The sequence below is a fragment of the Zeimonas arvi genome (assembly GCF_008039575.1).
Taxonomy (GTDB): Bacteria; Pseudomonadota; Gammaproteobacteria; order Burkholderiales; family Burkholderiaceae_E; genus Zeimonas; species Zeimonas arvi.
The window spans coordinates 323,833-350,771 of record NZ_VDUY01000003.1; the positions used below are offsets into that span (position 1 = coordinate 323,833).

The window sequence follows — 26,939 nt, forward strand, 5'->3', positions numbered from 1 at the left end:
AGGCGCGGGTCGTGCGCCCCGCGCGAATCAGAACAGCGACAGCACCGCGCGCGACGCGCTGACCCGGCCGTCGGAGAACTTCTCGTGGTTGGACTCGATCTCGTCGAGGTCGTACAGGTAGTTGACCATCAGCCCGTGCGACTGCCGGATGCCCTTGCGTGACAGGTCGGCCGCCGGGTTGATCCGCTCGAGCCGCGCGCCGTTGTTCAGGTGAAAGCGCGCGACCGGGTCCGAGCCCCGCGAGTCGCCCGGCGCGGTATGCAGCAGGAAGAAGGCGCACAGTCGCTGCAACAGCTGCCGGTCGGTCTCCAGCCGCTTGCCCTCGGCGGTGCGCGCATCCGCCTCGTCGGCCGGCGTGGCCAGCAGCGACCAATCCTTGCCGTAGCGTTCGCGCAGGTACTCGAGACCGGCCTGCAGCGCAGCCACCGCGGCCGGCTTGAGCCGGCCCGACTCCAGCTTCTGGACCTTGGCCAGCCAGCCTGCCAGCCCGGGAATCGGCGAGAGCGTGCAGAAGGTCTTGAGTCTGGGGAACTGGGTCTTGAGCCGGTCGGCCACCCGCTTGATCAGGAAGTTGCCGAGGTTCACCCCGCGCAGGCCCGGCTGGCAGTTCGAGATCGAGTAGAAGGCCGCCACGCGGAAGCGGTCGGCGGCCGTGTTGGGCTCGCCCTTTCGGTCGAGCAGCGGCGCGATCGCACCGGGCATTTCTTCGAGCAGTGCCACCTCGACGAAGATCAGCGGCTCGCCCGGCAACGCCGGGTGGAAGAAGGCGAAACAGCGGCGGTCGGGCTCGAGCCGGCGGCGCAGGTCGGCCCAGCCATCGATCTCGTGCACCGCCTCGTGGGCAATCAGCTTCTCGAGCAATTGCGCCGGCGAGTTCCAGTCCACCTCGACGAGCTGCAGGAAGCCGGGGTTGAACCACGACGACAGCAGGTGCTGGAAGTCGGCATCGACCGCGCGCAGCGAGGGATCGTGCTTGAGCCGGTCGAGCAGGCGCGCGCGCATCGCGACCAGCGTGCCGGTGCCATCGGGGGCCAGGTTCAGCCGGCGCAACAGCGCCTGGCGCGGCGGGTCGGCCACCCGGCCGAGCTCGATCAGCGCGTCCGGCGAGCGTGTCTCCGCATATTGCTGCGCATGGCGCAGCACCTCGGCCGGATCGGGATCGTAGTCGCGGGCCAGCACCTCGAAGAACTGCTGCGTGGCCTCCGGCCCGAGGTGGCGATAGTGCTCGAGCGCGCGGGTGGCGATCGCGATGCTGTTCGACTCGCCGCGCTCGGTCATCAGCTGGCGCGCGTCGTCGAGCAACTGGTCGAGCGCCGCCCGCTCACGGGCATCCTTCCTGGCCTTCCTGAAGCGTTCGAACACCGTACCGACCTGGTTCATTTCCTTGCCTCCGCCGGCGCAGCGCGCCTCGAGAATGCCATCAGCGCCAGCCCCAGCGCGATCATCGGCAGGCTGAGCCACTGCCCCATCGACAGGCCCAGTCCCAGCAACCCCAGGAAAGCATCGGGCTCGCGCGCGAATTCCGCCAGGAAACGCATCACGCCGTAGCCGGCCAGGAACAGGCCGGAGATCGCTCCCATGGCCCGCGGCCGCGACGAATACAGCCACAGGATCAGGAACAGGAGGATTCCCTCTCCCGCGAACTGGTAGAGCTGCGAGGGGTGGCGCGTGATGCCGTCGCCGACCTGCGGAAACACCATGCCCCAGGGCACCGTGGTCGGGCGCCCCCACAGCTCGCCGTTGATGAAATTGCCCATTCGGCCGGCCGCCAGCCCCAGCGGCACCAGCGGCGCGACGAAATCGGAGATCTGCAGGAAGCGCCAGCCGCGGCGTCGGGCGTACAGTGCCATGGCGGCGATCACGCCGATCAGGCCGCCGTGGAAGGCCATGCCGCCCTGCCAGACCATGAAGATCTCGAGCGGATGGGACAGGAAATGCGCCGGCTTGTAGAACAGCACGTAGCCGAGCCGACCGCCCAGCACCGTGCCGATGGCCCCCCAGAACAGCAGGTCCTCGAGATCGCGCTGGCCGAACTTCGGCGGCACCGACGGCGATCCGGCGCGGATCCTGGCGCGCCCGAGCAGGAACAGCAGCGCGAAGGCCACCAGGTACATGAGCCCGTACCAGCGAACGGCCACCGGGCCCAGGCTGAAGGCGATCGGATCGAACTGGGGATGGACGAGCATCGGCGGACAGTGGCGTGAAACGGCACGCCCGCACGGCCTGCGCGGGCAACCGGGCCATTCTGACACGATGCGCAATAATGCCGGCTCGACCACGGCCCGGAGCGCAACGATGAAAGGCGACAAGAAGGCGATCGAGTGGCTGAATCGCCAGCTGAAGAACGAGCTGACCGCGATCAACCAGTATTTCCTGCACGCGCGGATCTTCGGGCACTGGGGATTGCCAGGGCTCGAGAAGATCGAGTACGACGAATCGATCGGCGAGATGAAGCACGCCGACGCGCTGGTCAAGCGCATCCTGATGCTCGATGGCCTGCCCAATCTCCAGGACCTGGGCAAGATCAACATCGGCGAGAACACCCGGGAGATCCTCGAAAGCGACCTGGCCCTCGAGCGGGCCGCGCTCGACACGGTCAAGGGCGGGATCGCCCACTGCGAATCGGTCGGCGATTACGTGTCGCGCGAACTGCTCGTGGAAATCCTCGAAGAATCCGAGGAGCACGTCGATTTCCTCGAAACGCAGCTCGAGCTGATCGAGCGCGTCGGGATCCAGAACTATCAGCAGACGTTCATGGCCCGCGAGTCTTCCTGAACCGTTCGCAGTGCCAGGCGCTCGTGAATCAGCTCGCGCGCCTGGCGGGCGCACTTGCCGCAGCACTCGCCGACCCCGCAGACCTCGCGCACTTCGGCCATCGACCCTGCCCCGCCGTCCACGATCGAGCGGATCTCGCGATCGGAGACGGCCCGGCACACACAGACGATCATCGGCTGCTTCCTCGATAATATTAATACGAACGATTCGCATTAATATTATCCATGCCGGAACGTTCGCGCAAGCCGCTCCGGCCCCGCGTCCGGCGGGAGCCCTTTGCTAAACTGCCCGGCATCCGTTCAACCCACCCGCCGACAGCCGAACAGCCATGACCGCCAACCGCCGCAGCCGCAACATCACCGAGGGCGTCGCCCGTGCCCCGAACCGCTCGATGTACTACGCGATGGGGTACGTCAAGAGCGACTTCGACAAACCGATGATCGGCATCGCCAACGGCCACAGCACGATCACCCCGTGCAACTCGGGCCTGCAGGTGCTGGCCGACGCCGCGGTCGAGGCGGTCAGGGCCGCCGGCGGCAATCCGCAGGTCTTCGGCACGCCCACCATCTCCGACGGCATGTCGATGGGCACCGAGGGCATGAAGTACTCGCTGATCTCGCGCGAGGTCATCGCCGACTGCGTCGAGACCTCGGTGCAGGGCCAGTGGATGGACGGCGTGCTGGTGATCGGCGGCTGCGACAAGAACATGCCCGGCGGGATGATGGGCATCATGCGCGCCAACGTGCCGGCGATCTACGTCTACGGCGGCACGATCAAGCCGGGCCGCTGGAAGGGCCAGGACCTGAACATCGTCTCCGTGTTCGAGGCGGTGGGCGAGTTCTCGCGCGGCCGCATGAGCGAGGAAGACTTCGAGGGCATCGAGCGCAACGCGATCCCCGGCACCGGCTCATGCGGCGGCATGTACACCGCCAACACGATGTCCTCGTCCTTCGAGGCGCTGGGCATGAGCCTGCTCGGCTCCTCCACCATGGCCAACCCCGACGACGAGAAACGCGTTTCCACCGCGGAGTCGGCGCGCGTGCTGGTCGAGGCGGTCCGCAAGAACCTGAAACCGCTCGACATCGTGACCAAGAAGTCGATCGAGAACGCGGTCACGCTGATCATGGCCACAGGCGGCTCGACCAACGCGGTGCTGCACTACCTGGCCATCGCGCACTCGGCCGGCATCGACTGGTCGATCGACGACTTCGAACGCATCCGCAAGCGCGTGCCGATCCTCTGCGACCTGAAGCCCTCGGGCAAGTACCTGGCCACCGACCTGCATCGGGCCGGCGGCATCCCGCAAGTGCTCAAGCTCCTGCTGAACGCCGGCCTGATCCACGGCGACTGCATGACGATCACCGGCCGCACGATGGCCGAGGAGCTGAAGGACGTGCCGGACGCGCCGCGCGCCGACCAGGACGTGATCTTCCCGATCGACAAGGCGCTGTACAAGCAGGGCCACCTGGCGATCCTGAAGGGCAACCTGTCGCCGGAGGGCTCGGTGGCCAAGATCACCGGCCTGAAGAATCCGGTCATCACCGGCCCGGCCCGCGTGTTCGACGACGAGCAGAGTGCGCTGCAGGCCATCCTCGACGGCAAGATCGTGGCCGGCGACGTCATGGTGCTGCGCTACCTCGGCCCGAAGGGCGCACCGGGCATGCCCGAGATGCTCGCCCCCACCTCCGCGATCATCGGCGCGGGCCTGGGCGAATCGGTCGGCCTGATCACCGACGGCCGCTTCTCCGGCGGCACCTGGGGCATGGTCGTGGGCCACGTGGCGCCGGAAGCCGCGGTCGGCGGGCCGATCGGCCTGGTGCGCGAAGGCGACTCGATCACCATCGATGCGCGTGAATTGTTGCTCCAGGTCAACGTCAGCGACGAAGAGCTGGCCAGGCGACGAGCCGAGTGGAAGGCGCCGGCCCAGCCCTACAAGCGAGGCGTGCTGGCCAAGTTCAACGCGCTGACCAGCAGCGCGAGCCGCGGCGCGGTGCTCGACGATTTCTGAGGAAGGCAAGAGGGCGGACCGCCGAATGGCCCGCTCGGCGGAATCTGCCGGGCGTCTCGGCGGCGGGACGCCGCCCCGGGCGTCTCAGCCGCCCGAGTCGTCCTGTGCGCTCGCGCGGGCGGCGACGCGCCGGCGGAACCTGAAATGCGGGAACATGGCCTCGATCCGCTTGCGGCGGACCTCTGCCAGCTCTTCGCCGGGATCCGACACGCGGTCGAGCCCGAACAGCGGTTCGACGATCTCGAACCACACGAAGGCGCAGGCGAATGGCGCCAGGATCCAGCCCCAGGACCATTCGGTCACCGGGTCGACCCCGAACGCGCGCAGCGCCAACAGCAAGACTCCGGCCCAGACGAATGGCATTTCGGCGCTCCCTCCAAGAGAGTCCGACCATCGCCGATTACGCACGAACGGTCATCCACGGGCGGTCGAACGGCAGGCAATGCCGCCTCGACGGCAGCCCGGTCAACCGACTCCCCCCCGGGACGTTGATGGGAAGGTGTCGAGGGTGTGCTGCGGTACACTCTCCCTTGCCGAAAACATGTATTCCAGCAGCATCAAGTCAACGGAGCACTCATGAAAGCGATCCGCACCCTCTCGCTCGCCGTGGCCCTCGGTCTCGCCTCCGGCGCCGCAATGGCCAGCGCCGACCTCGCCAAGGCCAAGAACTGCATGGCCTGCCATGCCGAAGCCAAGAAGCTGATCGGCCCGGCCTACAAGGATGTCGCCGCCAAGTACGCGAACGACAAGGACGCGGTCGCCAAGCTCTCCGAGAAGATCCGCAAGGGCGGCGTGGGCGTCTGGGGCCAGATCCCGATGCCGGCCAACCCGCAGGTCTCCGAGGCCGAGGCCGAGACCCTCGCCAAGTGGGTCATGTCGATCAAGTGATCGATCCGGTTTCCGGGGCGTGAAGCGCCGGATCCAGGAAGAAGGGGCGCTGCGGGCGCCCTTTTTTCACGCCGGAGCCTGCGTCGCGGCCTTCTCCGACCGCCCGTCGGGCGCAGCGGCCCGGTAATCGCCGCCGGCAAGACAAGCGCCTCGGCCGAGCCCAGCATCGAAGCCAGAGTCTCCGGTTTCCTCCCTGGCTGGTTTGCCCCGCTCCTTCCCGACCGGGGCATTTTTTTTGCGCCGGCACTTCCCGCGCTCGCCGGCACCGCGTCGGCCCTTCTCCCTTCTCCCTTCTCCCTTCTCCCTTCTCCCTTCTCCCTTCTCCCGTGCCCGCTTTCCGCTAGAATCGCGCCGCTTCGCGATTTCGGAACGGATCCCTTCGGCATGGATCCTGCAAGAGCCGAGACGCCGGTCCGCTCCGTGCATTTCGCACGCGATCGGTGCGTGCAGCCACGGAGAGGGGCGCAATTGTTCAATTTCGACATCCTGCTTCAGCAGATCCTGAACGGCCTGGTGCTGGGCAGCGTCTATGCGATGGTCGCCCTGGGCTACACGATGGTCTACGGCATCCTTCAGCTGATCAACTTCGCGCACGGCGAAGTGCTGATGATCGGCGCGATGGTCGCGGTCTGGCTGGTGCCCACCCTGCTTGCGGCGGGCGTGCCGGGGCCGCTGGTGCTGCTGATCGTGACCGTGGCCGCGATCCCCGTCTGCATGCTCCTGTCGATGTTCATCGAGCGGGTGGCCTACCGGCCGCTGCGCAATGCGCCGCGGCTGGCGCCGCTGATCACGGCGATCGGCATGTCGATCGTGCTGCAGACGGTGGCCATGATCATCTGGAAGCCGAATCCGATCGTGTTTCCCGACCTGCTGCCCACCGACCCGGTGCCGATCTTCGGCGCCATCCTCGCGCCCAAGCAGATCCTGATCCTGGTCGTGGCCGCCACGATGATGACCGGGCTGGTGCTGCTGGTGAACCGCACGAAGCTCGGCCGGGCGATGCGCGCCACCGCCGAGAATCCGCGGATCGCGGGCCTGATGGGCGTGAACGCCAACCAGGTGATCGCCGCCACTTTCGCGATCGGCGCGGCGCTGGCCGCGGTGGCCGGCGTGCTGGTGGCGCTGAACTACAACATCGTCCACTTCTCGATGGGCTTCATCCCGGGGCTCAAGGCCTTCACCGCGGCAGTGCTGGGCGGCATCGGCAACATCGCCGGCGCGGTGGTGGGCGGCCTGCTGCTGGGCATCATCGAGAGCCTGGGCGCGGGCTACATCGGCGACCTGACCGGCGGCTTCCTGGGCAGCCACTACCAGGACATCTTCGCCTTCGCGGTGCTGATCCTGGTGCTGCTGTTCCGACCCTCCGGGATCATGGGCGAACGCGTCGCCGATCGGGCCTGAGGGAGCGACGATGATCACGCAATTCCTCCCGACCCTGGCCGGCAAGCCGCGCGCCGCCTTCGCGGCCACGATCGTCATCGCGCTCGTCCTGGCGGCGCTGCCCTTCGTGCTCGGCATGGGCGGCAACCGCTGGGTGCGGATGGCCGACTTCGCGCTGCTCTACGTGATGCTCGCGCTGGGCCTGAACATCGTGGTGGGCTACGCCGGCCTGCTCGACCTGGGCTACGTGGCCTTCTATGCGGTGGGCGCCTACATGTACGCGCTGCTCGCCTCGCCGCACCTGGCGATGAACTTCCCGTGGATCGCGGCCACCTTCCCCGACGGCCTGCACAGCTCGATCTGGTTGGTGGTGCCGCTGGGCGCGGCGCTCGCGGCGTTCTTCGGCATCCTGCTCGGCACGCCGGTGCTCAGGCTGCGCGGCGACTATCTGGCGATCGTCACGCTGGGCTTCGGCGAGATCATCCGCATCTTCATGAACAACCTGAACGCGCCGCTGAACTTCACCAACGGCCCGCAAGGCATCAGCAACATCGACCCGGTACGCATCGCCGGCGTCGACTTCTCGCGCAACCTCGAGATCGGCGAGCTCACGGTCCCCTCGGTCACGCTGTACTACTACCTGTTCCTGGTGCTGACGATCGGCGTGATCGTCGTGTCGATCCGCCTGCAGGATTCGCGCATCGGCCGCGCCTGGATGGCGGTACGCGAGGACGAGATCGCCGCCAAGGCCATGGGCATCAACGTGCGCAACATGAAGCTGCTCGCCTTCGCGATGGGCGCCTCGTTCGGCGGCGTGTCCGGCGCGATGTTCGCCTCCTTCCAGGGCTTCGTCTCGCCCGAGAGCTTCATCCTGATGGAGTCGATCGTGATCGTGGCCATGGTGGTGCTCGGCGGCATGGGCCACGTGCCCGGCGTGATCCTGGGCGCGATCCTGCTCTACGCCATTCCCGAGACGCTGCGCGAAGTGGCCAAGCCGGTCCAGATGGCGCTGTTCGGCACCGAAGTGATCCCGGCCGAGGCGCTGCGCATGCTGCTCTTCGGCCTGTCGCTGGTGCTGATCATGCTGTTCCGGCCCACCGGCATCTGGCCCGCGCCCAAGCACGGCATCCGGCCCAGCACGCAGAGGAGCCCGGCATGAGCGAGCTGCTGCTCTCGGTCAAGGGCGTCAACAAGCGCTTCGGCGGCCTGCAGGCGCTGTCCGACGTCGGGCTCGAGATCCGGCGCGGCCAGATCTACGGGCTGATCGGGCCCAACGGTGCCGGCAAGACCACTTTCTTCAACGTGATCACCGGGCTCTACACGCCAGACTCGGGCAGCTTCGAGCTCGAGGGCGAGGCCTACGAGCCCACAGCGGTCCACAGGGTCGCGCAGGCCGGCATCGCCCGCACCTTCCAGAACATCCGTCTGTTCGGCGAGATGACCGCGATCGAGAACGTCATGGTGGGGCGCCATGTTCGCACCAAGGCCGGCGTGGTCGGCGCGATCTTCCGCACCGGCGGCCAGCGCACCGAGGAAGAGGCCATCCGCAAGCGCGCCATGGAGCTGCTCGACTACGTGGGGATCGCCCGGTATGCGGACTACCAGGCGCGCACGCTGTCCTACGGCGACCAGCGCCGGCTGGAGATCGCCCGCGCGCTGGCCACCGAGCCGCGGCTGCTCGCGCTCGACGAGCCGGCCGCCGGCATGAACGCCACCGAGAAGCTCACGCTGCGCGACCTGCTCGAGAGCATCAGCGGCGACGGCGTGACCATCCTGCTGATCGAGCACGACGTGAAGCTCGTGATGGGGCTGTGCGACCGCGTGACCGTGCTCGACTACGGCAAGGTGATCGCCGAGGGGGTGCCGGCCGAGGTGCAGCGCAATCCCGCCGTCATCGAGGCCTATCTCGGCGCGGCCGCCGCGCACTGACCGCGCCTCGAAACAGGAAGAGAACGGCCATGTCCGACACGGTACTCAGCATCCAGGGCCTGCGGGTCGCCTACGGCGGCATCCAGGCGGTCAAGGGCGTCGACCTCGACGTGCGCGAAGGCGAGCTGGTGGCGCTGATCGGCGCCAACGGCGCGGGCAAGACCAGCACGCTGAAGGCGGTCACCGGCACCCTGCCCTGGGCGGGCGGCGACGTGCAGTATCGCGGCAAGTCGATCCGTGGCCTGGGCTCCTACGCCCTGGTCGCGCAGGGGCTGGCCATGGTGCCCGAAGGCCGCGGCGTGTTCGCGCGGATGACCATCACCGAGAACCTGCAGATGGGCGCGTACACGCGCCGCGACGCCGGCGGCGTGCGCGCCGACATCGAGCGGATGTTCGAGACCTTCCCGCGGCTCAAGGAACGCGCCGACCAGCTTGCCGGGACGATGTCCGGCGGCGAGCAGCAGATGCTGGCCATGGCCCGCGCCCTGATGAGCCGGCCCTCGCTGCTGCTGCTCGACGAGCCCTCGATGGGCCTGTCGCCGATCATGGTCGAGAAGATCTTCGAGGTGGTGCGAGAGGTCTCGGCCCAGGGCACCACGATCCTGCTGGTCGAGCAGAACGCGCGCCTGGCGCTGGAATGCGCGACCCGCGGCTACGTGATGGACTCGGGCCTGGTCACGATGACCGGGCCGGCGAAGCAGATGCTCGACGACCCGCGGGTGCGGGCCGCCTACCTGGGCGAGGAAACGCCGGGCTGAACGCGCGCGCCGTCGCCCAGGTCGTTGGCCGGATAGCGGACCACGCTCTCGCCCTCGGCGAGCCCCTCCAGCACCTGCGCCTGCAGCGCGTTGCGCTGACCGAGCGCGATCTCGCGGCGTCGCGCCCGCCCGTCCTCGACGACGAAGGCGCACCAGCCCTCGCCGCAGCGGAACACCCCGCTGGCCGGCACGCGCAGGACGTCCCCGGCATGCCACAGCACGACGCTCGCCTCGATGCGATAGCCATCGCCCAGCGGCCCGGGCGCTTCGAGCAGGTCCGCGATCACCCTGGTGCGCTTCTCCTCGATGCCGAGCGCCGACACCTTGGTGAACGCGAAGGGCTCGACCAGCCGCACGCTCGCGCCGAGCGGCGCCGCCCCCGCTCCGCCCTCCACGCGCACGGGCATGCCGGGCCGCACCCGCACCGCGTCGGTCGACAGCATCTCGATCACCGCTTCGAGCCGCGACAGGTCGGCGATCGTCATGAGCGGCGTGCCGGCAGCCACGACCCGCTCGCTCGGGTCCACGATCCGCAGCACGCGGCCCGCAACCGGCGCGCGCACCGGCACCAGCGCCGCCGGGCCGCCGACCGCGCCATTCGGCGCCGGGGGGCCGATCAGCGCGGCGCGCGCCACGCGGACTTCGGCCGCCGCCGACCGCGCGCGATGGCGCGCCGCCTCGGCGTCGTTGATCGCGATCGTCTCCGAGATCCGCGCCTGCTCGGCAGCCTGCGGCGACACGAAGCCGTCGGCGACCAGCTTCTCGATGCGTGTGCGCTCGCGCCGCGCCTGCGCGAGGCTGGCCTCGGCATGGCGCGCGCGCTCCTCGGCCTCGCGCTGCAGCGCCTCGGCCGCCGCGACGCGTGCAGTCCACTCGTCGCGCTCGCGCGGACCGAGCGGCAGCGGCGCGATCAGCGCCAGCACCTGGTTCTCGTCGAAGCGATCGCCGTCGTGCACCTCGATGCGCATCAGGCGGCCGGCGACCGGCGCAGCGATCGTGAACCGGTCGTGGCTGCGCATCTCGCCGCGCTCGTCGATCGTGACCTCCATCGGGCCGCGATCGACGCGCGCCGTCTCGACCGCGATGGGCACGGGACGGAACACCCAGCCCAGCCACGCGAGTGCGCCGAGCATGCCTGCCGCGTACAGGATGCGCCGCAACGGGATCTTCATCGCTTCGCTCACTCTCTCGTCTTCAGCACCGCGATCAGGTCGAGACGGCGAATCCGCCGCGCCACAAGTATCCCCGAGAACACCGCCGCGGCGATCGCGGTCAGCGACGCCCAGGCGTAGGTCTCGCCGGAGATCACCAGGGGCAGGCGGAACATCTCGCGATCGAAGACCGGCACCAGCGCCGCCGCCAGGCCATGGCCGATGGCCAGCCCGAGCGGGATCGCCGCGGCGACCAGCAGCGCCTGCTCGCCGAGCAGGATGGCGACGACCTCGCGCTCGCGAAAGCCCAGCACGCGAAGGCTGGCCAGCTCGTTGCCGCGCTCCGACAACGCGATCCGCGCGCTGTTGTAGACCATGCCCGCCACGATGATGCCGGCGAAGGCGACGATGATCCGGCTGAAGATCCGGAAGGCGCGATCGAGCGAGTCCTGCACGGTGCGACGCAGCGTGTCCTTGACCGCCACCGCCGCCACCGGCGGCAGCCGCTTGAGCGCCGCATAGAGCTGCCCCGCCTGAGCCGGATCGACATCGAGGTCGACCCCCGACAGCGGGCGGTCCTCGCGCAGCAATCGCGACAGCGTCGTCCGGTCCATGTAGACCGACAGCCCCAGGTACTCGTCGACGATCGCGGCCACCGGCACCTCGCGCACCGGCCTCGCCCCTTCCAGCACCTCGAGTTCGACCCGGTCGCCGGGCACGACGTCCAGGATCTCGGCGAGCTTTCGCGAGAGCGCCAGGCCCTCCGGCGGCAAGGCCATCGGACGCAGTTCGCGGTCGACGAGCCGGCGCAACTCGGCGTTCGCGTCCAGCCCGAGCACCTGCACCTTCTTCGCGCGATGCCCGCTGCGAAGCCAGACCGGCACCGCGCGAAAGCCCTCGGCCCGCACGACGCCCGGCAGGCGCGCGATCTCGTCGCGCGCAGCCTCCTCGCGCGGCTCGTGGAACATCACGCTGACGTCGCCACGCTGCACCACGTCGAGCTGCACGCGCAGCAGGTACGCGGCGGAATCGAGGCCGAAACGCCCCACGACCATGATTCCGACGGCCAGCGCGATCCCCACGATCGAGAGCAAGGCCTTCCAGGGGTGGCGCGCGAGGTTCCTGAGGATCATCCGCGCCGCGGGCGACAGCCACCGGCCGGCCCCGCTGCGCTCGACGAAGCCCTCGCGGAAGGCGGCCGGCGGCTCGGGGCGCATGGCCTCGGCCGGCGGCAGCCGCTGCGCACGACGCACCGCGTCGAGCGCGCCCACGCTGGCCGCTGCCAGCCCGATCAGCATGGCGGTCGCCAGGACCGGCGGATGGACCGCGAAGGCCAGGCGCGGAAAGTGGAAGTAGTCGGCATACATGCCGACGTTCAGGTGCCCCAGGTAGAGGCCGAGCGCGATGCCGGCCGCGGTGCCCGCGCCCACGGCGAAGACCGCGAAGCCCAGGTAGAGCAGCCCGACGGTCAGGTCGCGGTAGCCGAAGGCCTTCAGCAAGCCGAGCTGCGCGCGCTGCATGCTGACCAGCCGCGCCAGCACCACGTACAGCAGGAAGGCGGCCACGCCGAGGAAGAGGCCCGGGATCCAGGTCGAAGTGATCTCGATCTCGCCGAACTCGTCGGTCAGGATCCGGTGCGAGAGCTGGTCGCGCCGCGCGTAGGCGCTCAGGCCGCCGTAGGGCGCGAGCGCGCGGTCGAGCCGGTCGACGACCTCCTGCTCGATGGCGCTGGCCGCGAGCGACAGCGACACGTCGTTGAAGGCGCCGTCCATCTGGAACGCCGGGCCCAGCGCCTCGCGGCTCATCCACAGCACGCCGAAACGCCGATTGTCGGGGAACAGCGCACCGGGGCCGACCTCGTAGACGTACTCGGGCGAGAGCGCGAGCCCGACGACGACCAGCCGCGTCCAGCGGCCGTTGAGCACCGCGCCGATCGAATCGCCGATCCGCAGTCCGTTCGCCCTGGCGAAGGTCTCGCTGGCGATCACTTCGTCGCGGCGGCCGGGTTCGACCCAGCGCCCGGCGCGCAGGGCAAGGTCGTTGAGCATCGGCGCCCGCCGCTCGGGGATCGACACCAGGCGGCCGGTGGCCGGCTCCGCCAGCCCGGGCACGTCGAGCGTGACGTCGGCCACCACCCGGGTGCGCACCTCGGCCACGCCGGGAATCGCGCGGATGCGCGCGACCAGGCCCTCGGGCGCGCGCTTCAGCTGCGCGAACACATCGGCGAAGCGATACGCGCGGTAGTAGTCGGACTGGGCGACGAGCAGCGAGTGATAGGTGCCGCGCATGCCCACGTAGGCGCCGATGCCGCAGGCCACGACCAGCGCTGCGGCCAGCACCTGGCCGCGCAGGTGCCACAGCTCGCGCAGCACGATGCGCACCAGCGGGCTCGGGGTCAGGTTCCGGCCGGCCTCCTGCATCGTCCGCTCACCACGAGATCTCGGCCGGCGAGGCGCGCCGGTCGTTGCGCGTGACCTCCACGATCCGCCCGCTGCTGATCCGGATCACCCGATCGGCCATCGCCGCGATCGCCGCGTTGTGCGTGATCACCACGGTGATCGTGCCGAGCTCGCGGTTCACGCGCGCGAGCACTTCGAGCACCAGCCTGCCGGTGGGGTAGTCGAGCGCGCCGGTCGGCTCGTCGCACAGCAGCACGTCGGGGCGCTTGGCAACCGCACGGGCGATCGCGACCCGCTGCTGCTCGCCACCGGACAGCTGCGCCGGAAAATGATGGCGCCGCTCCGACAGCCCAACGAGGTCGAGCGCCTTGCCCGGGTCCATCGGGTCGGCCGCGATCTGCGTGACCAGCGCCACGTTCTCCAGGGCGGTCAGGCTCGGGATCAGGTTGTAGAACTGGAAGACGAAGCCGACGTGCTCGCGCCGGAACTCGGTCAGCTGCCCATCGCTGGCCGCGGCGAGATCGTGGTCGCGATAGCAGACCTCGCCGCTGCTCGGACGGTCGAGCCCGCCCAGGATGTTCAGCAGCGTGGACTTGCCGCTGCCCGACGCGCCGAGAAGCACGACGAATTCGCCGGCGTACAGGTCCAGGTCCACGTCGCGCAGCGCGTGCACCTCGACCTCGCCCATCCGGTAGACCTTGCAGACGCCCCGAGCATGGAAGAGCGCCTCCTCCACATCAGCCGACCTTCGCCAGGTCGGCTTCGCTGGTGAACGAATCGGCGTAGAACTCGTCCTCGGGCAGCGCGCACTGCGCGACGAAGTCGCGCCGCGCCGAGTCGATCACCACCGGCGCACCGCAGGCGTAGACCTGGTGGCCAGATAGATCGGGAAAGTCTTCGATGACCGCGCGGTGCACGAAGCCGCTTCGGCCCTGCCAGCGGTCCTCGGGCAGCGCATCGGACACCACCGGCACGTAGCGGAAGTCCGGCATGTCGGCCGCCCACTGCTCGCACAGCGCGTTCATGTAGAGGTCCTGCGGGCGCCGGCCGCCCCAGTAGAGCGTCATCGGCCGCCGGATGTTCTTGTGCCGCGCATGCTCGATCACTGCCTTGATCGGCGCGAAACCGGTGCCGCTGGCGAGCAGCACGATCGGCTTGTCGCTGTCCTCGCGCAGGAAGAAGGTGCCCAAGGGGCCCTCGAAGCGCAGGATGTCGCGTTCCTTCACCACCGGCCGCGCCGTGCCGAACAGCGCGTCGGTGAACCTGCCGCCCGGCATGTGCCGGATGTGCAGCTCGAGCTGCTCGGCCAGGTGCGGGGCGGTGGCCATCGAATAGCTGCGGCGCGAGCCGTCGCGCAGGATCAGCTCGACGTACTGGCCGGCCAGGTACTGCAGCCGCTCGTTGGCCGGGAGCTGCAGCTTCACCACCGCCACGTCGGGCGCGGCGCGCTCGATCGAGGCGATCCGGCAGGGCATCTTGCGCACCGGGATGTCGCCGGCGGCGGCCACCACCCGGCTCTCGATCGTGATGTCGCCCTGCGGCGTCGAGCAGCACATCAGCGCGTAGCCCGCCACCGCCTCGGAAGGCTTCAGCGCCTTGTCGGAGTGGAGGCCCATCTCGACCGTGCCTTCCAGCACCCTGGCCTTGCAGGAGCCGCAGGCGCCGTTCTTGCAGCCGTAAGGCAGCACGACGGCCTGGCGCAGCGCGGCGTCGAGGACGAACTCGTCGTCTTCCACGGTGAACTGGCGGCCACTGGGCTGGACGGTGACGGTGACGGTCATGGCGAGTCGGGGGTCGAGAGGTCGAGTCGGACAAAGCGGCTATTATCGCCCGCGACAACAAAGCCCGCCGATGAGAGCCCCTGCCCCCGCCCCCGTTGCGCGCCTGCGCCGCCCCCGCCTGCTGGTCGTGGGCTGCGGCGACGTGGGCCTGCGGCTGCTGCGCCGGCTGGCGAAGCGGATCGCGCACGGGCAGCTCTCGGTCGTTGCGGTGACGCGTGATCCGCAACGGCGGGCCACCGCGCGAAGCCTGGGGGCTCGGACGCTAGGGGTGGACCTCGACGCGTGGGCGGGCAAGTCGAGCGCTCGCGAGCCGAACGGCGTGCGTTTGCCCGTGCCCAGTGCCCGGCGTCTCGGCGGGCTCGCTCGCTGGACCGTCTACCTCGCCCCGCCGCCCGACAGCGGCGAAGACGACCCTCGACTTGGTCACCTGATCACGGCCCGCGGGCGCGCGCGAGCGCGGGCCCGCAGGCGCCTCGGCCGCGATGCCGAAACGCTCCCGCTCGCCGAACGGTTGCGCCCGCCGCTGGCCGCCACCGCCCCCGCGCGCTGGACGCTGATCGGCACCACCGGCGTCTACGGCGACTGCGGCGGCGCCCTGGTCGACGAGTCGCGTCCACCGCGGCCCACGACCGCGCGCGCGAGACGCCGGGTGGCCGCCGAACGCCGGGCGCGCGACGCGGTGCGCCGTGGCCTGGCAAGCGTGGCCCTCCTGAGGGTGCCCGGCATCTACGCCCACGACCGCCTGCCGGCGGACCGGCTGCGCCGCGGCCTGCCCGCACCGCTGCCGGCCGAAGACAGCCACACCAATCACATCCACGCCGACGACCTGGCCGCGATCGCCTGGCTGGCGCTGCTCCGCGGCCGGCCCGGGCGCGCGGTGAACGCGGTGGACGACTCCGGCCTGAAGATGGGCGACTGGTTCGACCGCGTGGCCGACGCCTGCGGCCTGCCCCGCCCGCCGCGCCTGCCCCGCGCGGAACTGGCCGCGCAGGTGTCGCCGATGATGCTGTCCTTCATGAGCGAGTCGCGCCGGCTGGCCAACCGGCGGCTCAAGCGCGAGCTGCGGGCCCGGCTGCGCTGGCCCACGGTGGACGCGGCGCTCGCCGAGGTGCGGGCGCAACGCCTTGCGGGCAGGGCAGCCTGAGCCTTGCGCGGCGGCGCCCGGCCTCTGCTATAATCGCGGGCTCTTCGGGTTCGCCCGTGGAACGCCGGTGTAGCTCAGTTGGTAGAGCAGCGCATTCGTAATGCGAAGGTCGACAGTTCGAGTCCGTCCATCGGCACCAAGGAATTCTCCAGGGGTTGGCAGCGAAAGCGGCCAACCCCTTTTTCATTTCTGCGCCGCATTGGCGACTCCGACTCCACTCGAGAGCGGCTCTACCTTGGCCGCCAGACGCGAGCGGGCAAGCCCGACAAACGGGTTCCGGAATCCCGCAAAGGCATTGCTGATTCTCGCGGGTCTGACATAGCATCCTCGAACAACTCATAAATGCATGGAGGAGACGTCATGCGATTCCTTTCCCTGAATCGCGCGAAGCGATTCGGCCTGGCCGCGGTCGCGCTGGCCGCCCTCGGCATGGCGACTGTCCCGGGGACCCAGGCCCAGTCCCAGTCCCAGGCGCCGATCAAGATCGGCGTGCTCGCGCCCGTCACCGGCCCGCTTTCCACACCAGGCAAGGACATGGTCGATGGCTGGAAGCTCTTCTGGGAGCAGGCCAAGAACCAGGCAGGCGGTCGCAATGTGGAGTACGTGATCGCCGACACCACCTGCAACCCCGACCAGGCGCTGACGCAGGCCAGGCGCCTCGTCCACCAGGAGAAGGTGCACTTCCTCGTCGGGCCGCTGTGCGGCCACGAGGGACCCGCCGTGGCGCAGGTGAGCAAGGAGACCGGGGTACCGCTGGTAATGGACTCGGCTGGCGCCGACAGCGTGACCAAGTGGGACCGCACTCCGACCATGGTCCGCACCGCAGTCTCGGCCAGCCAGATCGGCCACCCGTTCGGTGACTACCTGTACAAGGAACTCGGCAAGCGCAACGTGACTTTCATCGCCCAGGACTACACTTGGGGCCAGGAGGTGGCACTCGGGATGGTCCGCACCTTCACCGAGGCGGGTGGCAAGGTCGCCAAGTTGATCTGGAATCCGATCGGCACCAAGGACTACGGCGCGACGATCGCGTCGATCCCTGCCGACACCGACGCAGTGGTCGCCGTCGTCGTGGGCGCCGACCGAGTCCGGCTGTTCGAGGCGTGGTTCAGCTTCGGCATGGACAAGAAGAAGACGATCTACGGCGGCTATTGGATGCATCAGGACGTTCTGCCCCAACTCGACGACCGCGCGATCGGCATGATCGGCAATTCCCTGAACTACGCGGCGGGACTCGACACCCCCGAGAACAAGGCGTTCACGACCGCATTCGCGCAGGCATACCGTCGCCTGCCGTCGTGGTTCGGCGAGTCCGCCTACACCGCGGGCCTGTGGACCAAGACGGCGATCGACTCGATCAACGGGAAGGTCGAGGATCGCGAGGCCTTCCTGAAGGCGATGCGCACGGTGCAGGTCAGGGCCCCGCGCGGACCGCTGCGTCTCGACGAGTACGACAACCCGATCCAGAACGTCTATATCTCGAAGATCCAGAAGATCAAGCACCCGGTGCTCGGCGACGTGCTGACCAACGTCCCGGTCAAGACCTACGAGGGCGTCTCGCAGTTCTGGACCGACAAGCCCGAGGACTTCCTGAAGCGCGGTCCGTACAAGCGCTGATGCTCGTCAAGCCCCGAGGGGAACGGCCCGCGCCGTCCCCTCATCTTCGTTCGCACCAATGACCAGCAGCGCCATCCTGCAGGCGATCAACGGCGTGTCGCTCGCGGCGCTGCTGTTCCTGCTCGCCAGCGGCTTCACCCTGTCCTTCGGCCTGATGCGCATCGTCAACATGGCGCACGGCGCGTACTACCTGTTCGGCGGCTACATCGGCTACACGGTCGGTCAGGCCACCGGCAGCTTCGTCGCCGCCATCGTGATCGGCGGGATCGCCGTGTCCATCCTCGGCCTGTTCATCGACCGGTTCCTCATCCGGCGCACCGGCGAGAATCACCTTGCCCAGGTGCTGCTGACGGTCGGCATCGCGTTCGTGATCGGCGACGTCGCGCTGTCGATCTGGGGCGGCGACAACCTGAAGGTCCAGATCCCGATGGCGCTGCGCGGCGCGGTCGAACTGCCCGGCGGCATGATGTACCCGACTTTCCGGCTGGTACTGATCCTCATCGGCGCCGGCGTCGGCATCCTTCTCTGGTTGCTGTACCACCGTACGCAACTCGGGGCGGTGGTGCGCGCCGGTGTCGACGATCGCGAAATGGTCGGCGCCACCGGCATCAACGTCGGGCTCCTGTTCATCATGGTCTCGGCGCTCGCATCGTTCCTGGCCGGCGTCGCCGGCGTGGTCGGCGGTGCGTTCCTGACGCTGTATCCGGGCGCGGAATGGGAGATCCTCGTCTTCGCGCTGGTGGTCGTCATCGTTGGCGGGCTCGGCAGCCTCGAGGGCGCCATGATCGGCGCGCTGATCGTCGGGCTTCTTGACGCCTATGGTCGCTGGCTTCTGCCGGAATTCTCGTACTTCGTCCTGTTCGGCCCGATGGCGATCCTGCTGCTCTTCCGCCCAACGGGCCTCTTCGGAAAGGCGCACTGACGCATGTCCCGCAGCCGCCTCGCCCTCATGGCCGTGACGATCGCGGCCGCCGTGCTGCTCCCGCTGGTTGCCGGCCCGTTCTGGGTCGCGCTACTGACCCAGGTCTTCATCTTCGGCCTGCTCGCGCTGTCGGTCGACCTGCTGCTCGGCCACGCCGGCCTGTTCTCGCTTTGCCACGCCGCGTTCTTCTCGGTCGCCGCCTACACCACCGCAATCCTGCAGGTGCGCTACGGAGTGTCGACAGCCGCCGCCGCACCGGCCGGCGTGCTGGCAGGCACCGCGCTCGGCCTGCTGTTCGGGCTCGCGGTTCGCACGCGCGGCGTCTACTTCATCCTGACCACGATCGCGCTCGGCTATGTCGTGTGGGGGGTCGCGTACAGGTGGTCCTCGTTCACCGGCGGCGACAACGGCGTGACCAATGTGCCGCGGCCCAGTGTCGGCGGGATGGCGATCGAATCGATCACCGCCTACTACTATTTCATGCTGGTCGTCGTGATCGCCTCGATGCTTGCCTACCGCGTGCTGATCCGATCGCCCTTCGGCCTGGCGCTGAAGGGCATCAAGAGCAGTGAGAGCCGGATGACCAGCGTCGGCTTTCGTCCGAATGTCCACCTGTACGCTGCTTTCGTACTGTCGGCCACGATCGCCAGCTTCGCCGGAGTGCTCTACGTCTACTACAACCGCTTCGTCAACCCGGTCTCGGCCTCGTTCCCGATCTCGGTCGAAGCGGTGCTGATGGCGATCATCGGCGGGAGCGGGACCATCATCGGCCCCTTCCTCGGCTCCGGCATCGTGCTCGCGCTTCGCAACTGGGTCAGCAGCTTCTTCGAGATGCACGCAGCGGTGATGGGCATCGTCTTCATCGCGGTCGTGCTGTGGGCACCGAGCGGAGTCATGGGCATCGTCGCGAGGATCGGACATCGGGGAGACGGCAGGCCATGAGCCAGGCAGCCATTTCGGTGAGCTCGCTCTCGAAGAGTTTCGGCGGGATCCGCGCGATTGACGACGTGTCGCTGTCGGTCGCGCCGGGCGAGCGTCGTGTCCTGATCGGGCCGAACGGCGCCGGCAAGACAACGCTGTTCCACTGCATCACCGGCACGCTGCAGGCGACCACCGGCACCGTATCGATGTTCGGCACCGACGTCACGCGCCTCGGCGAGGCACGACGGACCGAGCTCGGCATGGGACGAACCTTCCAGATCTCGAACGTGTTCACTGATCTCACCGTGATCGACAACGTGATCCTGGCGCTGCTCGGCAAGGACCGCCGCAAGTGGGTCGCGTACCGGCCCGTCGACGCCTATCCGGAATTGCGCGAGCAGGCGGCGGAGTCCCTCGAAATGGTCGGGCTTCCGCACCGGGCGAACGATTCGGTCGCACGGCTGTCCTACGGCGAGCGGCGCCAGTTGGAACTGGCGCTCGCGATGAAGACGGGGCCGCGCGTGCTGTTCCTGGACGAGCCCTGCGCGGGCCTGTCGCCGAGCGAACGGCAGCATTTCGCCCGGATGATCGCCGCGCTGCCCCGCCACCTCACGTTGCTGATGATCGAACACGACATGGACGTCGCGCTCGCACTGGCCGACCGGGTCACGGTGCTGCACCGCGGCAAGGTGATCATCGAGGGCGACCCCGACACGGTCCAATCCGACTCCGAGGTCAGGGAGGTCTACTTCGGCCATGCCTGATCCGCTGCTGAACGTGGACCGGGTCCACACCTATTACGGCGACAGCCATGTGCTGCATGGGCTGAGCCTGAAACTCGATGCGGGCCGGATCGTGGCCATTCTCGGCCGCAACGGGATGGGAAAGACAACGCTGATCCGGACCGTCGCAGGCCTGACGCCGCCGCGCGACGGCGACGTGCTGCTGCGCGGCCGGTCGCTACGCGGCCAGCCGTCATTCGCCATCGCCCAGGCCGGGATTGCGCTGGTTCCCCAGGGACGCCGGATCTTCCGTTCGCTGACCGTCAGGGAGAATCTGCTGCTACCGACCAGCATGCTGTCGCGGCCTCGCGCGGGACGCTGGACGCTGGACGGCGTGCTCGAGGAGTTTCCGCAACTGGCCGAGCGGATCGACAACCTCGGCGGCGCGCTGTCCGGCGGCGAACAGCAGATGCTCGCCGTCGGACGCGCACTTATGGCCAATCCCGACACCGTGCTGATGGACGAGCCCTCGGAGGGCCTGTCACCTCGTCTCGTTCTCCAGGTCGGCGAGATCATGAGGCGGCTGCGCGAGCACGGCCTCGCGGTGATGCTGGTCGAGCAGAACCTGGCGCTGGCCATGTCGGTAGCCGACTACATCTACGTGCTCTCGTCGGGACAGTTCGTCTTCGAGGGTACGCCCAACCAGCTTTCGCAGTCCCCCGAGATCCTCGACGAACATCTGGGCGTCTCACGACGCAAGGCATCTGCATGAACGCATTCGATCTCTCGGGCCGCGTGGCCCTCGTGACCGGTGGCAATGGCGGCATCGGCCTGGGCATGGCGCGTGGCATGGCGCGTGCCGGTGCTGGCATCGCGATCGCCGGACGCAACCTCGACAAGAATCGCCAGGCGGTGGCCGAGCTGGAGACGCTCGGCGCAAAGGTCATCGCGATCGAGGCCGACCTGCTCGAGGAAGCCGACTGTCGCGCTGCGGTCGACAAGGCGGCCGAGGCCTTCGGCCGGCTCGACATCCTCGTGAACAATGCCGGCATCGCGATCCGCAAGCAGCCGCAGGACTACACCGCGCAGGAGTGGCATCGCGTCCTCGACAGCAACCTGACCAGCGCCTTCCTGTGCTCGCATGCCGCGTATCCGCACATGAAGCGGGCAGGCGGCGGCAAGATCATCAGCATCGGCTCGATCATGTCGGTGATGGCCGCCTCGTTCACCGTCGCCTATGCCGCAAGCAAGGGCGGCATCGTGCAGATGACCCGTGCGCTGGCCACCGCCTGGGCGGCCGACGACATCCAGGTCAATGCGATCCTGCCGGGCTGGATCGCCACCGACCTCACGAAGGGGGCTCGCGAGCAGTTGCCGGGCCTGGACGAGAAGGTCCGCGGCCGCACACCGGCCGGGCGCTGGGGCACGCCGGCAGACTTCGAGGCGATCACCGTGCTGCTGGCCGGCCCTGGCTCGCAGTTCATCACCGGAACGGCGATTCCGGTCGACGGGGGCTACACGATCCAGGCCTGAACGGAGGACGCCACATGCCGGCCCATCATCGACTCGACCCGACCCCCGCGACAGTGCATTGGGGCTACTTCGACGCGGCGCTGCCGGCCCGGCTCGAGATCGACTCGGGCGACACGATCACCATCGACACGGTGTCCGGCTGGGCGGACGTGGCTGACCCCACTCTGATGTCGGCCGTCCACCGCCAGATTCTGGACGAGGTCCGCCAGGGGCCCGGCCCCCACATCCTGACTGGCCCGGTCTCGGTTCGCGGCGCTCGCCCTGGCGACACGCTGGAGGTCAGGATCCGGTCGATAGAGCTCACCGCCGACTGGGGCTGGAACGTCATGCGTCCGCTGCGCGGAACGCTTCCGGAGGATTTCCCCCGCACCGAGGCCAGGGTGCTTCCGATCGACCGCGCGGCAATGACGACCCGACTTCCATGGGGCCCGGCGGTGCCGCTGCAACCATTCTTCGGCATCATCGCGACCGCACCGCGGCCAGAATACGGTCGCATCTCGACGGTCGAGCCGCGCGAGTTCGGCGGCAACATCGACTGCAAGGAGTTCGTCGCCGGCACCTCGCTGTTCCTGCCCGTGTTTGTCCCCGGTGCCAATCTGTCGGTTGGCGACGGTCACGCCGTGCAGGGCGACGGCGAAGTCTGTCTGACCGCGCTCGAAACCTGCCTGAAAGGGAGCTTCGAGCTGATCCTGCACCGGGACATGCGGCTTGCGATGCCGCGCGCGATCACGCCGACCCACTACATCACGCTCGGCATGGATCCCGACCTGGACGATGCGGCCAAACAGGCATTGCGGGACATGATCGCCTGGCTTGTGCAGACACAGGGCTGGACCGCCTCCGAGGCCTACGTCTTCTGCAGCCTCGCCTGCGACCTGCACGTGACGCAACTGGTGGACGGCAACAAGGGCATTCACGCGATGGTAAGGCGCGACCTGCTGGCCGACGGACCCGGCGGCCAGGATGCCGGTTCGACAAGCGGAGCAGCACGATGATGGCTTCTGAAAGCGGCAGCCGCCGGCGCGACGAAGACCCGAGGCTGCTCACCGGCGCCGGCCGGTTCACCGACGACGTCCGACTGCCCGGACAAGTCCACGCGGTCTTCCTGCGGTCGCCGCACGCCCACGCGACGATCGGCAGGATCGACGCCGAAGCGGCGGCCGGCATGCCCGGCGTGCTCGGCATCTTCACCGGCAGCGGGCTGTCCGAGGCGGGCCTCGGCGACATTCCGCCGCTGGTGCTGCTTCCCGGCCGCGACGGCAAGCCGATGTTCGGGCCGGCAATCCCCGTGCTCGCCGTCGATCGGGTCCGCTACGTCGGCGAGCCGGTCGTGCTGGTCGTGGCCGAAACGGTCGCCCAGGCCAGCGACGCCGCCGAAGCGGTCGCCATCGACTACGAGGAGCTGCTCGCGGCCTCAGACGTGCGTCGAGCGTCGGAGCCGGCCGCCCCGCAGCTCTGGCCGCAGGCGCCGGGCAATGTGTCGCTCGACTGGGAGCACGGCGAGGCCGATGCCGTCGAGGCGGCGCTGGCGCGGGCCACATGCCGGGTATCGGTGCGTCTCGAGGACACGCGCGTCGCGCCGACGGCGCTGGAGCCCCGCGCGGCGATCGCGAGCTGGGACGCGGAACTGGGCAGGTATATGCTGATCGCGCCGACGCAGGGCGTCTCGGTCGTACGCAAGCTGCTCGCCGAGTCGGTCTTCAAGGTCCCGCTCGAGACGATCCGCGTGCTCACGCACGACGTCGGCGGCGGATTCGGCATGAAGGTCCAGGCCTACGCCGAGTACGCGGCGCTGCTGCATGCCGCACGCCGCGTGGGCAGGCCGGTGCGCTGGTGCGCGACGCGTCTCGAAAGCTTCCTGGCCGACACGCACGGCCGCGACGGAATCCTCGAGGGCGAGCTCGGACTCGACGAACACGGACGATTCGTCGGGTTGCGGGTCCGGACGCTCGTCGGCATCGGCGCCTATGCGTCCACCTACGTGGCGATCGTCGCCACGAACAACACGAAGAACTGCCTGTCGAGCGTCTACGCGATCCCGGCCATCCACATCGGTGTGAAGACGATCCTGACCAACGCCGCCCCACTGGGCCCATATCGGGGCGCCGGCCGGCCCGAGGCGATCTACCTGGTCGAGCGGCTGATCGAGTTGGCCGCGCGAAAGACCGGCATCGATCCAGTCAGCCTGCGCCGCCGCAACCTGATTCCCGCCACCGCGATGCCCTACAAGGCGCCCAGTGGCCAGGTCTACGACAGCGGCGAGTTCGAGGCCGTGCTCGACAAGGCGCTCGCGCTCGCCGACTGGCAGGGATTTCCCGAGCGCAAGCGGCGGGCCCGCGCGGCAGGCCGGCTGCGCGGCATCGGCCTCGGCTGCTTCCTCGAGGTGGCTGGCGGGGCACCCCTGACCGAGACTGCCGACCTGCGCTTCGGCCGTGACGGCGGCGTCGAGCTGCGCACCGGCGCGCAGGCGATGGGACAGGGACAGATGACGACGATCCCTTTGATGCTCGGCCGGCTGCTGCAGATCGACCCGGCCCGCGTGCGCGTGATCCAGGGCGACAGCCACGAAGTCCCCGGCGGCATTGCCACAGTCGCTTCGCGTTCGACGATGATGCTTGGCGGAGCAGCCTCGCAGGCCGTCGACGAGATGATCAAGAAGGGAAAAATCCTCGCAGCCGAGATCCTCGAGGCTGCGGAGCACGACATCGAATACCGCAAAGGCCGCTTCCGCATCGCTGGAACGGACCGCAGCGTGGAGCTCGGCGAGATCGTCCGGCGCGGCGGCGTGCTCGACACGGTGTCGACCTTCGCGGCACCGGAGATGAGTTTCCCCAACGGTTGCCACGTCTGCGAGGTCGAGATCGACCCCGAGACGGGCGTCGTCACCATCGTGGACTACGCCGCGGTCGACGACGTCGGGAACATCGTGCATGAGGTGATCGTCGAGGGCCAGGTCCACGGAGGCGTGGCACAGGGCCTGGGACAAGTCCTCGGCGAGCAGCTCGTCTATTCGGAGAATGGGCAACTGCTGACGGCGTCGCTGATGGACTATCGGGTGCCGCGCGCCAACGACCTGCCGCGCATCCGTACAGCGCACCACGTGGCGCCCTGCACGACCAACCCGCTCGGCGTCAAGGGCGCAGGCGAGTCCGGCGTCGCGGGCTCGATTCCGTCCGCGGTCAACGCGATCCTCGACGCGCTGGCCGACGAAGGCGTGACCCATCTCGACCTGCCGATGACGCCGCAGCGCGTCTGGGCGGCCCTGCAGTCGGCCCGACGACAGCGGGCATGAGCCCTTCTTCAGCCGATTCGACGGAGCGATCCCGATGACCACCGCCATCACGCCGAACGCGACGAGCCATGCGCAACTCGCGCCGCTCGCATCTCGCCTGGTGCAAGTCGGCCAGCTGCCATGGGAGAGGACCAAGTTCGCGGGCGTCGAGACCAAGACACTCGTGATCGACAAGCCGAGCGGCCTGCTGACGGTGCTGATGCGGATGGCCCCGGGCGCCATCCTCCCTGACCACCAGCACGCGTTGATAGAACAGACCTACGTCCTCGAAGGCCGGCTGGTGGACCTCGAAGGCCCGGACGCCGGCCTGTCGGTCGGTCCGGGCGACTTCGTCTGGCGGCCTGCCGGCAGCCGTCACTCCGCGTGGGCGCCCGACGGCGGGCTGATGCTTGCGATCTTCCAGGTGCCGAACCGCTTCTTCGAACCCGACGGTGGCGTCGTCGACATGCTCGGGCAGAACTGGGAAGAGAACTGGAGAAGCGCGGTCACCTGAGGAGCCGCCACATGGCAGTCAGGGCCGCGTCGGCGATTCGCCGATCACCGAATAAGCCTCCGCGTTCTCCCGCAGCCACCGCACCCCGTCGTCCCCGCCATCGCGCTCCGGATGGAAGTCCGCCGAGAAGTATCGGCGCCACTTGCCGAAGGTCTCGCGGAACAGCCCGCCCTTGCCGAACAGGAAACGCCCGGCGCTGCGCGCGGTGCGCCAGCGCCAAAGCTCGCCATCGCGGCGCAGGTTCGAGGCGGTCTGCCGGATCAGGTCCGCCGAGAAGTACACGGTGACGATCCACATCCAGCGCCGGCGCCAGCGCAGGTTGCCGCGCAGCGCGTGATACAGCTCGAAGGCGGTGCTGCGGTGCTCGGATTCTTCGGCTGCGTGCCAGCGCCACATCAGCGCCAGGCGCGGTTCGACGCCGTCGAAGACTTCCGGGTGCCGCAGCAGCCACTCGGCGAAGATCGCGGTGTAGTGCTCGTTGGCCGCTGTGATGCCCAGCGCATGGCGCGGGTCCATCGTCATCAGCGGCGCGATGCGCCTGGCGGCGCGCGGGCCCCAGTGGTTCACGTAGCCGAGCTTTTCCAGGTGATCGTTGAACAGGCCATGGAGGCGCCGGTGCGTGGCCTCCTGGCCGACGAAGCCCTTCACCTCCTCGTCGAGGCGGGCCCGCTCCTCGGGCGGCAACGCCTTGTGGCCGTTGCGCACCGCGTCGATGAAGAACTGCTCGCCGACCGGGAAGCTCATCGACAGCGCGTCGAAGAAGGCCGTGCGGAACGGGTCGCCGGCGCACCAGTGGCGCGGCACCGCGGTCTCGAGGTCGATCAGCAGGCGGCGGACCGCAAGGGTGCTCATGTGTCGCTTCCCGGCTCGCGCGTCAGCTCGTCCAGCGGGACCTCGAGCACCGCGGCGATGCGTCGAAGCGTGCGGGGCGCACCCACCCGCCTGCCGAGCTTCTGAATGAATCGCACCCCGGTCATCGGTAGACACCCCCACGCACGCCGATCTTGATGGCCAGCGAGACCCTCCGATCGTCGAACAGTCGATACATCAAGCGCCATGCCTGAACCCGCAATCGAGACTCGTTGCGCCCCGTCAGCTTGCCGACGACGTTGCCGAGTGCGGGAGGCCCTTGCGCAAGCGATCGGATCTTTCCGATCGGCAAGGCGCGCACGTTCGCGGGCATCGACGCGAGCGCCCGCGCTGCTTCCCGGGTGAGTTCGATACGG

General features: G+C 68.9%; 27 protein-coding genes and 1 tRNA gene. 18 read left to right on the forward strand and 10 right to left on the reverse strand.

What is annotated here, in order from left to right; genetic code table 11:
• Positions 1 to 27: 27 nt before the first annotated feature.
• Together FHP08_RS08910 and lgt are read right to left on the reverse strand one after the other, a co-directional pair.
• On the reverse strand, positions 28 to 1,380 hold the full coding sequence (locus FHP08_RS08910) for a malonyl-CoA decarboxylase (protein WP_147704096.1): 1,353 nt from the start codon (positions 1,378 to 1,380) through the stop codon (positions 28 to 30).
• Entirely contained in the window at positions 1,377 to 2,186 is an 810-nt protein-coding gene (gene lgt, locus FHP08_RS08915; RefSeq protein ID WP_147704097.1) for a prolipoprotein diacylglyceryl transferase, read from the reverse strand. Before lgt ends, FHP08_RS08910 begins: the two co-directional genes overlap by 4 nt.
• Positions 2,187 to 2,295: 109 nt before the next feature.
• On the opposite strand from lgt, the gene bfr reads away from it, so the two are divergent.
• A complete protein-coding gene (bfr, locus tag FHP08_RS08920) occupies positions 2,296 to 2,775 on the forward strand; it encodes a bacterioferritin (RefSeq protein ID WP_147704098.1) in 480 nt (159 codons plus the stop codon).
• Here the strand turns inward: bfr and FHP08_RS08925 are convergent.
• Complete coding sequence (locus FHP08_RS08925) at positions 2,742 to 2,948, reverse strand: (2Fe-2S)-binding protein (protein ID WP_147704099.1); 207 nt, start codon at positions 2,946 to 2,948, stop codon at positions 2,742 to 2,744. The two genes, bfr and FHP08_RS08925, sit on opposite strands and share 34 nt — an antisense overlap.
• A 155-nt stretch (positions 2,949 to 3,103) precedes the next feature.
• Between FHP08_RS08925 and ilvD the strand changes: the two genes are divergently transcribed.
• Complete coding sequence (gene ilvD / locus FHP08_RS08930; RefSeq protein ID WP_147704100.1) at positions 3,104 to 4,783, forward strand: dihydroxy-acid dehydratase; 1,680 nt, start codon at positions 3,104 to 3,106, stop codon at positions 4,781 to 4,783.
• Positions 4,784 to 4,867: 84 nt separating this feature from the next.
• Here the strand turns inward: ilvD and FHP08_RS08935 are convergent, their stop codons facing one another.
• Positions 4,868 to 5,146: a TIGR04438 family Trp-rich protein gene (locus FHP08_RS08935; protein WP_147704101.1), complete on the reverse strand. Its 279-nt coding sequence runs from the start codon at positions 5,144 to 5,146 to the stop codon at positions 4,868 to 4,870.
• 213 nt (positions 5,147 to 5,359) lie between these two features.
• Between FHP08_RS08935 and FHP08_RS08940 the strand changes: the two genes are divergently transcribed.
• From FHP08_RS08940 to FHP08_RS08960, 5 genes are all read left to right on the forward strand, one after another.
• The gene (locus FHP08_RS08940) at positions 5,360 to 5,671 is read left to right on the forward strand and encodes a c-type cytochrome (RefSeq protein ID WP_147704102.1); all 312 of its coding nucleotides are present in this window, start codon (positions 5,360 to 5,362) and stop codon (positions 5,669 to 5,671) included.
• A 534-nt stretch (positions 5,672 to 6,205) separates the two neighbouring features.
• Positions 6,206 to 7,072, forward strand: coding sequence for a branched-chain amino acid ABC transporter permease (locus tag FHP08_RS08945; protein ID WP_407704012.1), 867 nt, complete (start codon positions 6,206 to 6,208; stop codon positions 7,070 to 7,072).
• A gap of 10 nt (positions 7,073 to 7,082) precedes the next feature.
• On the forward strand, positions 7,083 to 8,210 hold the full coding sequence (locus tag FHP08_RS08950; RefSeq protein ID WP_147704104.1) for an ABC transporter permease subunit: 1,128 nt from the start codon (positions 7,083 to 7,085) through the stop codon (positions 8,208 to 8,210).
• On the forward strand, positions 8,207 to 8,980 hold the full coding sequence (locus tag FHP08_RS08955; RefSeq protein WP_147704105.1) for an ABC transporter ATP-binding protein: 774 nt from the start codon (positions 8,207 to 8,209) through the stop codon (positions 8,978 to 8,980). The genes FHP08_RS08950 and FHP08_RS08955 overlap by 4 nt, the downstream gene beginning before the upstream one ends.
• 29 nt (positions 8,981 to 9,009) lie before the next feature.
• Positions 9,010 to 9,738 carry an ABC transporter ATP-binding protein gene (locus FHP08_RS08960; RefSeq protein ID WP_147704106.1) on the forward strand — a complete coding sequence of 243 codons (729 nt, stop codon included), beginning with the start codon at positions 9,010 to 9,012 and terminating at the stop codon, positions 9,736 to 9,738.
• On the opposite strand, the gene FHP08_RS08965 is transcribed toward FHP08_RS08960, so the two are convergent.
• The 4 genes from FHP08_RS08965 to FHP08_RS08980 are packed head-to-tail and all read right to left on the reverse strand — an operon-like array spanning position 9,711 to position 15,069.
• A complete protein-coding gene (locus FHP08_RS08965; RefSeq protein ID WP_147704107.1) occupies positions 9,711 to 10,922 on the reverse strand; it encodes an efflux RND transporter periplasmic adaptor subunit in 1,212 nt (403 codons plus the stop codon). The two genes, FHP08_RS08960 and FHP08_RS08965, sit on opposite strands and share 28 nt — an antisense overlap.
• Entirely contained in the window at positions 10,919 to 13,309 is a 2,391-nt protein-coding gene (locus FHP08_RS08970) for an ABC transporter permease (protein ID WP_147704108.1), read from the reverse strand. The genes FHP08_RS08965 and FHP08_RS08970 overlap by 4 nt, the downstream gene beginning before the upstream one ends.
• Positions 13,310 to 13,316: 7 nt before the next feature.
• Complete coding sequence (locus tag FHP08_RS08975) at positions 13,317 to 13,976, reverse strand: ABC transporter ATP-binding protein (protein WP_147704358.1); 660 nt, start codon at positions 13,974 to 13,976, stop codon at positions 13,317 to 13,319.
• Positions 13,977 to 14,025: 49 nt separating this feature from the next.
• Entirely contained in the window at positions 14,026 to 15,069 is a 1,044-nt protein-coding gene (locus FHP08_RS08980) for a CDP-6-deoxy-delta-3,4-glucoseen reductase (RefSeq protein ID WP_147704109.1), read from the reverse strand.
• Positions 15,070 to 15,139: 70 nt separating this feature from the next.
• Between FHP08_RS08980 and FHP08_RS08985 the strand changes: the two genes are divergently transcribed.
• The 11 genes from FHP08_RS08985 (at position 15,140) to FHP08_RS09035 (ending at position 25,713) form a co-directional block, all read left to right on the forward strand.
• The gene (locus FHP08_RS08985) at positions 15,140 to 16,213 is read left to right on the forward strand and encodes a Rossmann-fold NAD(P)-binding domain-containing protein (RefSeq protein ID WP_147704110.1); all 1,074 of its coding nucleotides are present in this window, start codon (positions 15,140 to 15,142) and stop codon (positions 16,211 to 16,213) included.
• Between the two features lie 63 nt (positions 16,214 to 16,276).
• Positions 16,277 to 16,352: transfer RNA gene (locus tag FHP08_RS08990), tRNA-Thr, on the forward strand.
• A gap of 221 nt (positions 16,353 to 16,573) precedes the next feature.
• The gene (locus FHP08_RS08995) at positions 16,574 to 17,830 is read left to right on the forward strand and encodes an ABC transporter substrate-binding protein (protein WP_187272235.1); all 1,257 of its coding nucleotides are present in this window, start codon (positions 16,574 to 16,576) and stop codon (positions 17,828 to 17,830) included.
• Positions 17,831 to 17,888: 58 nt separating this feature from the next.
• Complete coding sequence (locus FHP08_RS09000) at positions 17,889 to 18,752, forward strand: branched-chain amino acid ABC transporter permease (protein WP_147704112.1); 864 nt, start codon at positions 17,889 to 17,891, stop codon at positions 18,750 to 18,752.
• A gap of 3 nt (positions 18,753 to 18,755) precedes the next feature.
• Positions 18,756 to 19,694 (forward strand): branched-chain amino acid ABC transporter permease, encoded by a 939-nt coding sequence (locus tag FHP08_RS09005; RefSeq protein ID WP_147704113.1) that lies wholly within the window; start codon positions 18,756 to 18,758, stop codon positions 19,692 to 19,694.
• On the forward strand, positions 19,691 to 20,437 hold the full coding sequence (locus tag FHP08_RS09010) for an ABC transporter ATP-binding protein (protein WP_147704114.1): 747 nt from the start codon (positions 19,691 to 19,693) through the stop codon (positions 20,435 to 20,437). The genes FHP08_RS09005 and FHP08_RS09010 overlap by 4 nt, the downstream gene beginning before the upstream one ends.
• Positions 20,430 to 21,167, forward strand: a complete 738-nt coding sequence (locus tag FHP08_RS09015) for an ABC transporter ATP-binding protein (RefSeq protein ID WP_222707850.1) — start codon at positions 20,430 to 20,432, stop codon at positions 21,165 to 21,167. Before FHP08_RS09010 ends, FHP08_RS09015 begins: the two co-directional genes overlap by 8 nt.
• Positions 21,164 to 21,928, forward strand: coding sequence for an SDR family NAD(P)-dependent oxidoreductase (locus FHP08_RS09020; RefSeq protein ID WP_147704115.1), 765 nt, complete (start codon positions 21,164 to 21,166; stop codon positions 21,926 to 21,928). Before FHP08_RS09015 ends, FHP08_RS09020 begins: the two co-directional genes overlap by 4 nt.
• Positions 21,929 to 21,942: 14 nt before the next feature.
• Complete coding sequence (locus FHP08_RS09025; RefSeq protein WP_147704116.1) at positions 21,943 to 22,923, forward strand: acetamidase/formamidase family protein; 981 nt, start codon at positions 21,943 to 21,945, stop codon at positions 22,921 to 22,923.
• Positions 22,923 to 25,220, forward strand: coding sequence for a xanthine dehydrogenase family protein molybdopterin-binding subunit (locus FHP08_RS09030; protein WP_222707851.1), 2,298 nt, complete (start codon positions 22,923 to 22,925; stop codon positions 25,218 to 25,220). The genes FHP08_RS09025 and FHP08_RS09030 overlap by 1 nt, the downstream gene beginning before the upstream one ends.
• 34 nt (positions 25,221 to 25,254) lie before the next feature.
• A complete protein-coding gene (locus FHP08_RS09035) occupies positions 25,255 to 25,713 on the forward strand; it encodes a cupin domain-containing protein (protein WP_147704118.1) in 459 nt (152 codons plus the stop codon).
• Positions 25,714 to 25,731: 18 nt separating this feature from the next.
• Here FHP08_RS09035 and FHP08_RS09040 read toward each other — a convergent pair whose 3' ends face one another.
• The gene (locus FHP08_RS09040) at positions 25,732 to 26,565 is read right to left on the reverse strand and encodes a metal-dependent hydrolase (protein ID WP_147704119.1); all 834 of its coding nucleotides are present in this window, start codon (positions 26,563 to 26,565) and stop codon (positions 25,732 to 25,734) included.
• Between the two features lie 121 nt (positions 26,566 to 26,686).
• Positions 26,687 to 26,896: a type II toxin-antitoxin system RelE family toxin gene (locus FHP08_RS09045; protein WP_147704120.1), complete on the reverse strand. Its 210-nt coding sequence runs from the start codon at positions 26,894 to 26,896 to the stop codon at positions 26,687 to 26,689.
• Between the last annotated feature and the right edge of the window lie 43 nt (positions 26,897 to 26,939).